The sequence below is a fragment of the Ruthenibacterium intestinale genome (assembly GCF_040096265.1).
In the GTDB taxonomy this organism is placed as follows: domain Bacteria; phylum Bacillota; class Clostridia; order Oscillospirales; family Ruminococcaceae; genus Ruthenibacterium; species Ruthenibacterium komagatae.
This window is the reverse complement of record NZ_JBBMFA010000082.1, coordinates 31582-44559: the sequence shown is the minus strand read 5'-3', so window position 1 is coordinate 44559 and position 12978 is coordinate 31582. Positions and strand designations below refer to the sequence as shown.

Sequence of the window (12978 nt, the reverse complement as noted above, 5' to 3'; positions counted from 1 at the left end):
TGTTCCCGCGGGAACAGGGCGCGTTTCTTGTTTATCGGTTGAAGCGCATCTTCAGGGTTGTGGCAAACCGCTGACCCGGATTCAGCCGGGCGGCGGCGGGCTTGTCCTCCCAGCGGCCGTCGGTATCCCGGGCATCGGGCAGCGAGTGCCAGGGCTCGATGCACACAAACTTCACCGGGCCGGGCACGCTCCAGACCAGCACATAGGGGAATCCCTCGATCTGAACATCCACGCTGCGGTCCGTGGCCTTTTCCACCAGGGAGAGCGTGCGGGCGGTCAGCTGCGTCATGCAGATGCTGTCATGAGCAAACAGCGTATCGGTCAGGGGAATGTCGGTCTGGTTCTGGAACAGCGGACGGCGCTGACCGGTCACAAGGCCGTCCTTCTCTCCGGTCTCCACCACCACAGGCGACTGGGGCGCATCAAACCGCAGCACATAATCGCCGGTGGCCTTTCCCTCTTCAAAGGGGCACAGGAACGCCGGGTGGAATCCCAGTCCAAAAGGCATGACTTCATCGCTGTCGTTGATGACCTCTACGCGGTGGGAAACAGTGTTTCCCTCAAGCGTGTACGTGGTGATGAACTGGAACGCGAAGGGAAACTTCTTCATGGTCAGGGCATTGGCTTCCAGACACAGGGTGACACTGTCCGCGTCCTGCTGACGCAGAGTGTGCTCCATGTCCCGGGCAAAGCCGTGCTGGCCACCCTCATACCGAACGCCCTTGCAGGTGAACGCCCCGTCCTTCAGGCGCCCGCAGTAAGGGAAGAGGACCGGCGCATGCCGCGCCCAGACAGCAGGGTCCGCCTGCCAGAGCATTTCCGCGCCGGTCTGCTTGTTCACCACGCTGACAAGCTCCGCCCCGTGGCTTTCCACCGTTACGCGCAAATTTTCATTTTCCAAAATAAATTCCATAAAAGCCTCCTGTATGCAAGCTTTTTCGTATTTGTTTCAGTATAGCGCAAAAACGCCGAAAAAGGAAGAGGCCGCGCCAGTGTCAGGCAGACAAATTTCGGAATAGGTTGAGGTACAGGGCCTCCGCGACGATTTCGGGCGACACGTCCGGGCGCTGCCCTTCCGCCCTTTGCCGCCCGTTTCAGAAAGGAGTTTTTTTATGGAGCAAGCCACCATTCAAAACACCGGCACCGGGATGCTCCAGTTCCGAAGCTACACCGCTTCCGAGGCGTATCCCGTCCCGGACGTTCAGGTGACCGTCACCTTTTCCGACGGCACCCGAACCCAGCTTTCCACCGGTTCCACCGCCCTGAGCCAGGCGATTTCCATTTCCTGCCCGCCCAAAGCGCTCTCGCTGGAACCGCAGAGTACAACGCTTCCCTATGCCACCTGCGACATTCACGCGGAAAAGCAGGGCTATCTTCCCGTGGATGTGAAAGGCGTGCAGATTTTCGACACCATCACCAGTCTTCAGCCGCTGGATATGATTCCCTCGGTGGACCAGAACGGCGCACGCCTGCTCACCGAACCGCTGGAGGACACGCTCGTCCCCGTTCACAAGCTGTTCGCGGGCGGTCCTTCGTCGGGTCAGAGCCCCATCACGGAGTGCCGCGCGCGGGTCTTGTCCACCCCGGTCATCCCCAACAAGATCACCGTTCACCTGGGCCGGCCTGCCGCCAGCGCCCAGAACGTGACCGTATCTTTCCGGGACTACATCAAAAACGTGGCCTCCAGCGAGATCTATCCCACCTGGCCGGAACAGGCGCTGCGCGCCAACATCCACGCTCAAATCAGCCTGGCGCTGAACCGCGTCTTTACCGAATGGTACAAAAGCAAGGGATACAATTTCCAGATCACCAACTCCACCAGCTACGACCAGTACTATGTGCACGGCCGGGACATCTTTGAGCCCATGGACCGCATTGTGGATGAAATTTTCAACACGTACGTGCGGCGCCCCGGCACCATCGACCCCTATTTCACCGAGTACTGCGACGGAAAATCCGTCACATGCCGCGGCATGAAACAGTGGGGCACCGTGACCCTGGCGGAAAGCGGCAAAACCGCTTTGGAAATTTTGAAATATTACTACGGCAACAATCTGGAGATCGTGCGCACCGACAACATTGCCGACATTCCCGAAAGCTATCCCGGCACGCCCCTGCGCATCGGCTCCACCGGCGACACCGTGCGCACGATCCAGCGGCAGCTGAACCGCATTTCCAAGGACTATCCATCCTTCGGCACCCTGGAAGTGGACGGCGTATACGGTCAAAGCACCGCAGATGTGGTGAAAAAATTTCAAAAGCAGTTCGGTCTGACGCAGGACGGCGTGGTGGGCCGCAGCACCTGGTACCAGATCAGCTACATTTACGTGGCGGTGAAAAAGCTGGCGGAACTGACCAGCGAAGGCGAACAGCCCACCGGCGGTCTGGTCAGCGGCACCTTCCCCGGTACGCTGCGCGTGGGCAGCACCGGTGATACGGTGGAACAGGTACAGTTCTGGCTGAACACGGTCGCCGACTATGTGCCCAGCATTCCCAAGGTAAATGTGGACGGCATCTTCGGCGCGGCCACCCAGGCGGCCGTGCGCGCCTTCCAGACGCACTACGGTCTGACCGTGGACGGCATTGTGGGCCGCGCCACCTGGGACACCCTGTACGGGGAGTACCGGTCCATTCAGGAGGATGTCGCGCCTCCGGGCGTAACGCAGCCCGGCCAGTATCCCGGCACACCGCTGCGCACAGGGTCTCGCGGCAATGAGGTCAAACAGATGCAGTTCTATCTGCGCATCATCGCCCGGTCCAACAAAAACATCCCGTCCATCAATGCGGACGGCATCTTCGGTGCGGCCACCCAGGCGGCTGTGCGCGCCTTCCAGAGCGCCTATGGTCTGTCCGTGGACGGCGTGGTGGGGCCGCTGACCTGGAACAAAATCTATGAAGTGTACACCGATTTGATCAATGGCCTGCTGACTTCGGACCAGCGGCCGGGCGTGTATCCCGGCACGCCGCTGCGCGTGGGCAGCACCGGGCGGGCGGTCAAGGAAGTGCAGTATTATCTGTATCTGCTCAGCGCCTATTTCCCCGAGATTCCCGTCATCGCTTACGACGGCGTTTTCGGCGCTGCCACAGAAAAAGCCGTGCGCGCCTATCAGCAGCTGTTTGGCCTGACGGTGGACGGCATTGTGGGCCGTGCCACCTGGGACAGCATCTACCAGCGCTTCACCACCCTGCGCAACGTGGACGGCCCCATGCTGAACCTGCGTGTGCTGGCCTATCCCGGCTATGATCTGCAGGAGGGGTCCCAGGGCGAGATTGTCAAATTTGTACAGTTCATGCTGGCATATATCGGCGTATTCTATGACCCCATCCTGCCCATTGACGGGCTGACCGGCGTCTACGGCCCCGAGACCGCCGCCTCGGTGCGCAGTTTCCAGCAGGAGTTCAGCCTGCCGCAGACCGGCGTGATGGATGAGACCACCTGGAACACCATGGTGATCATTTATCTCAGCCTGGCGGCCGACCCCACCGGTGTGGACCGCCCCGTGGGCGAATATCCGGGCTACGTGCTGGCCTTCGGCAGCGCCGGTTCCGCCGTGCTGGAGCTGCAGCAGTTCATGAACGAGATCGCGTCCCGGTTCTGCGCCGGCTGGTTTGTGCCGGAAAACGGCATTGTGGGCGAAACCACCTACAACGCCGTCAAGGAGTTCCAGAAAGGGTTCGGCCTGCCGGTCACGGGGCTTGTGGACCGCCTGACCTGGGACACCATTTACGACTATTATTTGATGGAGGAATGAACCATGGCCAAAATCTTTGTCTATGACGCGTACAACAACAAATTTCTGATTTACAACCTGTCGGAAAACGACGCCATGCCCTACGCCTACGGCAACACCATGCGTGTGCGTGAGTTCCGCGGCTCGTCCAACAGCCCCACGCTGTGGACCACCACCACGGCCATGGAGGCATGGAACCTGACCCGGCGCAGCTACGGCAAGGGCATTTACATCGGCTACGCCTTCAAGCGCATCTGGGAAGGCGGCCACGGCACGGCCAGCCAGCATTATGCCGGCGTAAGCTTCGACGTGGGCCAGAATGTGTCCAGCGCCGAGCGCCAGAAAATTTACAACACCGCGGTGGCCACCGGCGCCTGGGGCTATGTGGAACCGCTGAGCATGACCCCCCGCTGGGTCCATTTTGACCGCCGGTACGGCAAGCCCGCCTGTTCGGGCACCACCGCAGGCTACCCCACCGTACGCCGGGGCAGCCGCAACACCTACGTGCTGATTTTGCAGGACGGTCTGAACGCCCTGGGATATTCCACGCGCACGCTGGACGGCATTTTCGGCGCCAATACCGAAAACGCCCTGAAAGGCTTCCAGCGCGCTGTAGGGCTGACGGCCGACGGCATCTGCGGCTGCCAGTCCTGGAAAAAGCTGACCGCTGCCGTGGTGGGCATCGGCCGCACCCGGACGGTCATCGACTGACCGGCAAAGAAAAACAGCCCCGGACGCAGATTGCGTCCGGGGTCGTTCTTTTTCCGTTCTCATTCCACCGGTTCGTTCAAAAGTTCCTCGTAATAGCTGTACCAAATGTCGTACGAATCCACGCCCAGCAGCAATTCTCCGCTGTCCGCATCCGCCAGCCAGGCCGTCAGCGGCAGCTCCGCCTGCCCCATACCGTCCAGCTGTACCCGGCACTCGTCGTAGAAATTCCGGCACAGATCTTCCGCTTCGTACCAGGCCGCCAGCGCATCGGTATCCCCCGCAGCCGCCTGCTCGGCCAGGTGCAGCAGACCTTCCTGATCCAGCACGCCGTTGATGCACTCCGGATCTTCCATGTAGAAGAAAATCGCATTTTTGCCGGAGTCCTGCGCCCACTGCTCCAGATCCAGTTCCAGGTTTGTGATCCAGGCGTCTGCCTGGTCTTCCGCCCGCACCGGTTCCGGCACCGGCGAAGCTGTATTCAAAAGCAGAGGAAGGAAACTGAGAAGCACGATCACCACAAAAACGCCTACGATCGTCAGCAGCACCCGCCGGGTTCTGCGGCCGGACTCCTGCCTGCGCTCCAGCGCGGCCAGCGAAACCTTTCCGTTTCGAACCACCGGGCCGGCATCCTCACCGGAGAACAACGGCTGCTGTGACCCGCTGATGCGCATGCCGCAATGCGGGCACCGCTCCCCTGAAAAATTCTCGCAGCAAACCGGACACTTCATGTTTCTCACCTCTCCCCATTCTTTGTTTCAGTGTAACACGGACGGTCTGAAAAAGCAATTTCTTCACAAAAAAGCCCTGTCCCGACGGACAGGGCACAACCGCATACTTTCCCTTTTTAAAACGATCAACGGGGATTGACAATGTTGCGCCAATCCAGATCGCCGCGCTCCAGACCATGGATCAAAACCTCTGCCGTGGCGATGTTGGTCGCCATGGGGATGTTGTGCACATCACACAGGCGCAGAAGGTTCATCTCGTTTGGTTCATGAGGCTTTGCCGTGATCGGGTCACGGAAAAACAACAGCAGGTCAATCTCGTTGCAGGCAATGCGCGCCGCAATCTGCTGGTCGCCTCCGTGCGTGCCGGACAGGCAGCGCTGAATGGGCAGACCTGTAGCTTCGCTGACCAGTTTGCCTGTGGTGCCCGTCGCCGTCAGATTATGCTGCGCCAGCACCGGGCAGTACGCAATGCAGAACTGGACCATCAGTTCTTTTTTCGCATCATGTGCGATCAGTGCAATGTTCATGTGGATCAATCCCCTCTGAATGTATAGTGGAAAACGTCAACGCACGATCAAGGGAACCTGCTCGCCGCAAAGACGCGCTGCAATGGCGTCAAACACGCGGTAAGCCGTACTTTTCTGTGCAAGGGCTGTTCCCGTTGCCCCTGCGGCACGCACCTCGGCACTCTCGGGCACCACGCCGATCAGCTGCGCGCCCACGGTGTCGATGCACTCGTCCAAATCGCGTATGCCGCACCCGTCCAGCCGGGGCGGCACCCGGTTGATGACCAGCCGGATATCCTGAAGCCCGCCGGCCGCCAGCGCATCACAAACAATGTGCCCGTCCCGCAGAGCAACGGGGTCGGGCGTAATGACCAGCAGCGCACGGTCCGCCACAGCGGCGGCTGCCTCAAAAGGCGCGCCCATGCCTGCGGCCGTGTCCAGCACGATATCGTCAAACACCGGTTTTGCGCGCTCTGCAAAAACCTGCAGTGCCGCGGCGCGCACGCGGCCGCCCGAATAGGGCGCAGAGATCACATACAGATCCGGATACAGCGGGCTTTCCACAATGGCCTTGCCTGCGGCGCACCGCCCGGAGAATACATCTTCCACATCGTAGACCGTTTTGCCGTACACCCCTGCAATATAGTCCACGCTGCGCAGGCCGGAGTCCAGTTCCACCAGCAGCACCCGCCGCCCGCGGGCAGCCAGCCGGCCGGCAGTGAGCACCGCCACAGTGCTTTTTCCGGTACCGCCTTTGCCGGACGCCACCATGATGACTCTCGCACCCATGCTTTCCCCTCCATGACAAGAAGTGACAGTACCTCCTATCATGCCTACTTTTACAGCATATCACAAAAAAGAGAACTGCACAACACTTTTTTTCAGCACTTCACACAAAATCATACAAATTCAATCGGATTCGTCAAACCCGAGGGCCTGCCAGCAGGCCATACTCCGCAAAGCGCGGTGCACCTGAGACACCGGCAGCCCCACCACATTGAAGTAGCAGCCCCGAATGCCGCGCACAAATTTGGCCGCGCCGCCCTGGATGCCGTATCCGCCCGCCTTGTCGTAAGGCTCGCCGCTGTCCAGATAGGCATCCCGCTCAGCCGCATCCAGCGGCCAGAATTCCACCTCGGTGGTGACGCAGAAACGCCGCTGCTCGCCCGGTGCCTGAATGCACACCCCCGTGTGCACCCGATGCGTCCGGCCGCTGAGGCTGTCCAGCATGCGGCGGGCGTCTTCCCGGTCCCGGGGTTTGCCCAGCACCTGGCCGTCCACATCCACCACCGTGTCGCAGCCCACCACCACATCACCGGGGCGCAAAGCCGCGGCCGCCGCGCATTTTGCATCGGCCAGCACCTGCGCCAGGGCGGCCGGGTCCGGCGCGGTCAGCGCGCTTTCGTCCACATCGCTGACGCACACCTCATACGCGGGTGCGGCCAGCGCCATCAGTTCCCGCCGCCGGGGCGAGGCCGAAGCCAGCACAAGCTTCATCCACGGTCCCTCCTCAGCGCAGATTGGTCTTATTGTAAAGGAAAATGGCCGCCGCAATGGTAAAGATCTGCGCAACGCTGATGCCCATGGAGAAACCAAAGGACAGCTTGATGACGGACAGGTCCAGCACAAAGGGCGCGTCGGCATTAAACCCGATGGACTGATAATAGGACAGCCAGCTCAAAAACGACACGTTTTTACACACCGCCGCCAGCATGGCGCCCAGCACGATCCCCGCCAAAATGAAAAACCACAACAGAAACGTGCGTTTCAACTTCATTGTTTGTCTCCCCTTTTACTGTTTTCCCGTGGAGCCGAAGCCGCCCTGGCCCCGCTGTGTCTCGCCCAGCTGCTCCACTTCCAGCATCTGCGGGATCAGAACAGGCATCACGGCCAGCTGTGCAATGCGCTCGCCGTTCTGCACCGTGTACGGCTTGTCCGACAGGTTGACCAGCCCCACGCAGATCTCGCCCCGATAATCGGAATCAATGACGCCCACACCGTTGGAAAGCGCCAGGCCCTCCCGCACAGCCAGGCCGCTGCGGGCAAAGACCAGCGCCACGGTCTCGGGGCCGGGCAGTTCGATGGCGATGCCCGTGGGAATGACGGCACGGCCCAGAGGTTCCAGGTGCACGCCCTCGTCCCCGCACACGGCACGCAAGTCCACCGCGGCGCTTCCCGGAGTAGCTCTTCCGGGAAGAACAGCGCCCGGACGCACTTTTTTTAACTTTAAAACCATTTTCCTCTCCTTTTCTCCGGCGTTACTGCGTACCCTTGAAGTACAGTCCCCGGGTGAAGGCCCCATCAAAGGGGCGACGGCTGCAGAACAAATCCAGCACCTGGCGCACCCGTTCCGGCTCTTCCGTGGTAAAGTAGAGAACTTCCCACTCCACCGGCAGCGCGCCGGGCTTATCTCCCATATAAATGGGCACGGGGTTGTACACCGTGCGCGCGCCGTCCGGACCAGAACAGCGCACCGGGAAGCGGACGCCCTTGCGGTCTTCCAGCTCCCCTTTGCGCGAGCAGCCCGCACAGGTGTGCACATTGTGCAGCGGGCAGGCCCGCGTGAGCATCAGCGGCATGTGGCCATAGGCCAACGCCATCCGCGGCCGGTCGCCTCCGGCCCGCGCCATCTCCGACGCGGTCAGTTCCGGACTGAGCGTCAGGGCCTGCGCCCCCAAAGCCTCATAGGCCCGGGCCGCCAGCTGGTTGGTCACATTCAGCCCGAAGCCGCCCGCCACAGGCATTCCCTGTGCAAGGCGGAAATGGGCGATATTCTGCGCCACACAGCCGGCAAATCCCTGCTCCGCACAAGCCTGCAGCTGCCGGGCCGCCCGCTCTTCCGCCGGGCCGAACAGCACCCGGGGAATCTCCAGCCAGGTTTTTGCGCGCAGCGGCTCCGGCACCTGCTGCCACTGGTCCAGCGGCACGGAAATCCACGCCACCTGCTCCGGCAGCGCATCCGGCAGCTGCCCGGTGCTCTCCAGCCGCAGCACCAGCCCCCGGCTGTCCGCCGGGCGCGGCGGCTGCACCGACACGTGCTCCTGCGTGCAGGGCAGCGGGCACGGCGCCTGCCGCATCTGAAGAAGCTGCTCCAGCGCGTCCCGGCGCAGCCCGTTCACTTCGCCCGCGGGCACAAAGGCCCCGGCGTTTTCCAGTTCCATTTCCGCGGCATAAAAAGGTTTGCCGCCGGTTTTTTCCAGCGCGCGGCGATAGGCCTCGGCCGGATCTTTCTGTGCCGGGACAGGCGGTGTGTTTCCTTTTTTCTCCACCACATGACCGTCCTCGTCCCGAACGGTCAGCCGGGCCCCGTCCTCTTCCAGTGTCAGCCGCAGGTGCACCGGCACAGAGGAACGTTCTCTGCGGAACAGCTCCCGCAGACGGGGAATGGCCTGCCGGGCTGCGGCCGCATCCTCAGCAGTACGCACCCCGAACATCTGTCCGTCCCGGCGTCCGATGAGATAACCATCTGTAAACCCGGAGCGAGAAAATACATCTTGTAGTAATTCTTTGTCATAGGCCTGTCCGTCCCGTGCCTGCACGCAGGCGTTGACAGCGGCGGCCACATACTCGGGCGTGCGCAGACGGCCTTCAATCTTCGCGCTGGCCACGCCCGCCTGTGCCATGGCCGGAAGGTGAGCGATGTGACTCATATCCTTGAGGCTGAGATGGCACGCCCCGGGCTGCCCGGCGCTGAACGGAAGGCGGCAGGGGCCCGCGCAGGCGCCCCGGTTGCCGGAGCGGCCGCCCAGGAAAGCGCTCATATAACACTGACCGCTGACGCTCATGCACAAAGCGCCGTGGACAAAACATTCCACCTCAATGCCGCATTCTGCGGCGATGTGGCGGATCTCCTCCAGCGTCAGCTCCCGGGAGAGAATGACCCGGGAAAAGCCCATGTCCCGCAGCTGAAGCGCACCGGCCAGGCTGTGCACGCTCATCTGAGTGGAGCCGTGCAGCGCCAGACCCGGCGCCACCCGCTTTGCCAGCTGCGCCACGGCCAGGTCCTGCACGATTAGCGCATCGGCCCCGGCGGCGGCCACGTCCCGCACAGCCTGCTCCAGGCCGGGCAGCTCGGCGGGATACAGGGTGGTGTTCAGCGTGACGTATACTTTCACATTTCGGGCATGACAAAAAGCCGCGGCCTCGCACAAGGCTGCGGCGGAAAAGTTGCCGGCGGACCGGCGGGCGTTAAAATGCAACAGCCCGAGATACACAGCGTCCGCTCCCGCGCACACTGCCGCGCGGAGCATGTCGGCATTGCCGGCAGGCGCCAGAATCTCAGGCCGGTTGTTCCTCTGAAACGGCATTACTTCTGCTCTTTCAAGTAGCCCAGCTCACGGCGCAGGCGCTCCACCTCACGCCGCGCCTCTTCGGCTGCCAGCTTGGCCTTGGCCGCGTCCTCCAGATAGTCCTTGATCTGGGCGCGCATGTTGTCGGCGCCGCTGGTGCTTTTTTTCAATTCGTCCAAATATCCCAAAGCGGTGATGACCGCGGCCGTCGCCACGGAGGCCGTCGGGTTGTTGACCATCATCTGGTTCATGTCGGCGTCCAGTTTTTCCGCAAGACTTAAGACGTATTCCTCCGTATCAGTGGTAGCGATCACATAGCTCGAACCGCAGATCTCCAATTTGATTTTATTGGCAGGCATGTGAAAACCCCTTTTCTAAAAATAAGTAGTCGGGCGGCCAATGGGGACACCTCGCCCATTCTGCCGTCGTTTCTTCCCTATTATATACGAAATCTTCAAAGATAAAAAGTGGATTTTTGAAAAAAGGTCATAAAAAAAGTGTTTTTATTGAATCCGGCCGTCTAAAATACTATAATAAAAGTGCTTTGATGCACTCAAACGATGATTTTTTTGAAATTATACAAAGTGGGAGTAGATGAAGTTGGAGACCAAGATCACCGCCAAGTCTTTTGAAAAGATGCTGGAGGATAAGCTTTTCAGCGAATTCGCCATTGACATTGCCTCTGCCACCGACGAGCAGCTGTACCGTGCTCTTGCCCTGATCGTGCGCGGCATGCTCAGCCGCAAGCGCAAGGAGTTTATGGCCCGCACTTACGGCACCGGCAGCAAACAGGTGTACTATCTGTGCATGGAGTTTCTGATGGGCCGCAGCCTGAAGACCAGCCTGTTCAACCTGGGGCTGAACGAGGCGGCGGAGGCCGTTTTGAAAAAGCACGACATCAAACTGGAAAACATCTATGACCAGGAGCCGGACGCCGGCCTGGGCAACGGCGGTCTGGGCCGCCTGGCCGCCTGCTATCTGGACGGTCTTGCCACGGACTGCATTCCCGGCACGGGTTATTCCATCCTGTACGAGTACGGCATCTTCAAGCAGAAGATCGTGGACGGCTGGCAGGAAGAGCACGCCGACAACTGGCTGCCCGGCGGCAGCGTCTGGCTGAAGAGCCATCCTGACCAGGCGGTGGAAGTCAAGTTCGACGGCGAGATCGAAGAGAGCTGGGAGGGCACCTATCACAGCGTGACCCACAAGAACTATTCCAGCGTCATCGCCGTGCCCTACGACATGTATGTGGCGGGCTATGATTCCAAGGGCGTGTCTCAGCTGCGTCTGTGGAAGGCCAAATCCCCCGGCTTTGACATGAGCAGCTTCAACGCCGGCCAGTACGGCAACGCCATCAACAAAAGCGCCAACGCCGAGCTGATCAGCAAGGTGCTGTACCCCAACGACAACCATGTGGAAGGCAAGATCCTGCGTCTGCGCCAGCAGTATTTCCTCAGCGCCGCATCCATCGGCGACATTGTGAAGAACCACCTGTCCCAGTACGCCACGCTGGACAATCTGCCCGACCAGATCGCCATTCATATCAACGATACTCATCCCACCCTGGCCATTCCCGAGCTGATGCGCATTCTGCTGGACGAGTGCGGCTTCACCTGGGAGCACGCCTTTGACATCACCCGCCGCACCTTCGCCTACACCAACCACACCGTGATGAGCGAGGCGCTGGAGAAGTGGAACATCGACATCTTCAAAAAGACCCTGCCCCGCATCTATCAGATCTGCGAGGAAATGGACCGCCGCTGCCGCGCGGACCTGCAGCAGGTGTTCCACGACGACTGGGGCAAAATCAACTACATGGCCATTCTGGGTGACAACCAGGTGCGCATGGCCAACATCTGCTGCTATGTGTGCCACACCATCAACGGTGTTTCCAAGCTGCACAGCGAGATCATCAAGCAGAGCGTGTTCCACGACTACTACCTGTATGCGCCCAAGAAGTTCACCAACGTGACCAACGGCATTGCCTACCGCCGCTGGCTGCTGGCCTCCAACCCGGGCCTGACCAACCTGCTGAGCGAGACCATCGGCGACGGATTCAAAAAGGACGCCAGCAAGCTGAAGGATTTTGCGGCTTTCGCCAAGGACAAGACCGTTCTGGAGAAACTGGGCCAGGTCAAGGATCAGAACAAGGTGATTTTCGCCCAGCATCTGGAAAAAGTGACCGGGCAGGTGATCGACCCCCACAGCATCTTCGACGTGCAGGTCAAGCGCATGCATGAGTACAAGCGCCAGCACCTGAACGCGCTGAACATCGCGGCCCAGTACCTGTACCTGAAAAACAACCCCAACGCCGACTTTACGCCCAAAACCTACATCTTCGGCGCCAAGGCCGCGCCGGGCTATTACATGGCCAAACAGATGATCCGCCTGATCTGCAAGCTGGGCGCGCTGATCGACGCGGACCCCACCGTGCGCGAAAAGCTGCGTGTGGTCTATCTTCAGGACTACTGCGTGACCACCAGCGAGCGGCTGATGCCCGCCAGCGAGGTGTCCGAGCAGATCAGTCTGGCCGGCACTGAGGCCTCCGGCACCGGCAACATGAAGTTCATGCTGAACGGCGCTGTGACCCTGGGCACCCTGGACGGCGCCAACGTGGAGATCGCCCAGGCGGCCGGCAAGGAAAACGAGATCATCTTCGGTATGCTGACCCCGGAGGTCAACGAGCTGAAAGCCTTCGGCTATCACCCCTCCAGCTTCATCAACGCCTGCCCGCAGGCCGCGGAAGTGCTGGACTTTTTGGAGCGCGGCTGGAACGGCGACAGCTTCCATGAGATCTCATCCAACCTGCGCACTTCGGACCCGTACATGGTCATGGCAGACTTTGCCGACTACCTGCGGGCACAGAAGGACGTGACCCGCCTGTACAACGACCGGGAGACCTGGAACCGCATGAGCCTGATGAACATCGCCAACAGCGGCATCTTCTCGGCCGACCGTTCCATCTACGACTACGCGCGCAACATCTGGCACGCGAAACCCGTTAAATAAAACA

12 protein-coding genes are annotated in these 12978 nt (G+C 60.7%); 3 read left to right on the top strand and 9 right to left on the bottom strand.

All coding sequences use genetic code 11. The features are described from left to right. Positions 1-31: 31 nt before the first annotated feature. A complete protein-coding gene (locus tag WMO24_RS06990) occupies positions 32-913 on the bottom strand; it encodes an aldose 1-epimerase family protein (RefSeq protein WP_349215626.1) in 882 nt (293 codons plus the stop codon). A gap of 199 nt (positions 914-1112) precedes the next feature. Here WMO24_RS06990 and WMO24_RS06985 point away from each other — a divergent pair, with 199 nt between their 5' ends. Continuing rightward, positions 1113-3752, top strand: coding sequence for a peptidoglycan-binding protein (locus WMO24_RS06985; RefSeq protein ID WP_349215625.1), 2640 nt, complete (start codon positions 1113-1115; stop codon positions 3750-3752). 3 nt (positions 3753-3755) lie between these two features. Continuing rightward, positions 3756-4442, top strand: coding sequence for a peptidoglycan-binding domain-containing protein (locus WMO24_RS06980; protein ID WP_349215624.1), 687 nt, complete (start codon positions 3756-3758; stop codon positions 4440-4442). Between the two features lie 59 nt (positions 4443-4501). Here the strand turns inward: WMO24_RS06980 and WMO24_RS06975 are convergent, their stop codons facing one another. The 8 genes from WMO24_RS06975 to WMO24_RS06940 form a co-directional block, all read right to left on the bottom strand. Next, positions 4502-5170: a hypothetical protein gene (locus tag WMO24_RS06975; protein ID WP_349215623.1), complete on the bottom strand. Its 669-nt coding sequence runs from the start codon at positions 5168-5170 to the stop codon at positions 4502-4504. A 125-nt stretch (positions 5171-5295) separates the two neighbouring features. Further along, positions 5296-5697, bottom strand: a complete 402-nt coding sequence (locus WMO24_RS06970; protein WP_349215622.1) for a methylglyoxal synthase — start codon at positions 5695-5697, stop codon at positions 5296-5298. 36 nt (positions 5698-5733) lie between these two features. Next, on the bottom strand, positions 5734-6465 hold the full coding sequence (locus WMO24_RS06965) for a nucleotide-binding protein (RefSeq protein ID WP_349215621.1): 732 nt from the start codon (positions 6463-6465) through the stop codon (positions 5734-5736). Positions 6466-6585: 120 nt separating this feature from the next. After that, on the bottom strand, positions 6586-7173 hold the full coding sequence (locus WMO24_RS06960; protein WP_349215620.1) for a Maf family protein: 588 nt from the start codon (positions 7171-7173) through the stop codon (positions 6586-6588). 13 nt (positions 7174-7186) lie between these two features. Next, positions 7187-7453 carry a DUF4321 domain-containing protein gene (locus tag WMO24_RS06955; RefSeq protein WP_349215619.1) on the bottom strand — a complete coding sequence of 89 codons (267 nt, stop codon included), beginning with the start codon at positions 7451-7453 and terminating at the stop codon, positions 7187-7189. A gap of 15 nt (positions 7454-7468) precedes the next feature. Further along, positions 7469-7912 carry a dUTP diphosphatase gene (gene dut, locus WMO24_RS06950; protein ID WP_349215617.1) on the bottom strand — a complete coding sequence of 148 codons (444 nt, stop codon included), beginning with the start codon at positions 7910-7912 and terminating at the stop codon, positions 7469-7471. A 22-nt stretch (positions 7913-7934) separates the two neighbouring features. Then, positions 7935-9983 (bottom strand): U32 family peptidase, encoded by a 2049-nt coding sequence (locus WMO24_RS06945; RefSeq protein ID WP_349215616.1) that lies wholly within the window; start codon positions 9981-9983, stop codon positions 7935-7937. Continuing rightward, positions 9983-10324 (bottom strand): cell division protein ZapA, encoded by a 342-nt coding sequence (locus tag WMO24_RS06940; protein WP_349215614.1) that lies wholly within the window; start codon positions 10322-10324, stop codon positions 9983-9985. Before WMO24_RS06940 ends, WMO24_RS06945 begins: the two co-directional genes overlap by 1 nt. Before the next feature lie 235 nt (positions 10325-10559). Between WMO24_RS06940 and WMO24_RS06935 the strand changes: the two genes are divergently transcribed. Beyond that, positions 10560-12974: a glycogen/starch/alpha-glucan phosphorylase gene (locus WMO24_RS06935; RefSeq protein ID WP_349215613.1), complete on the top strand. Its 2415-nt coding sequence runs from the start codon at positions 10560-10562 to the stop codon at positions 12972-12974. The last annotated feature ends 4 nt before the right edge of the window (positions 12975-12978 follow it).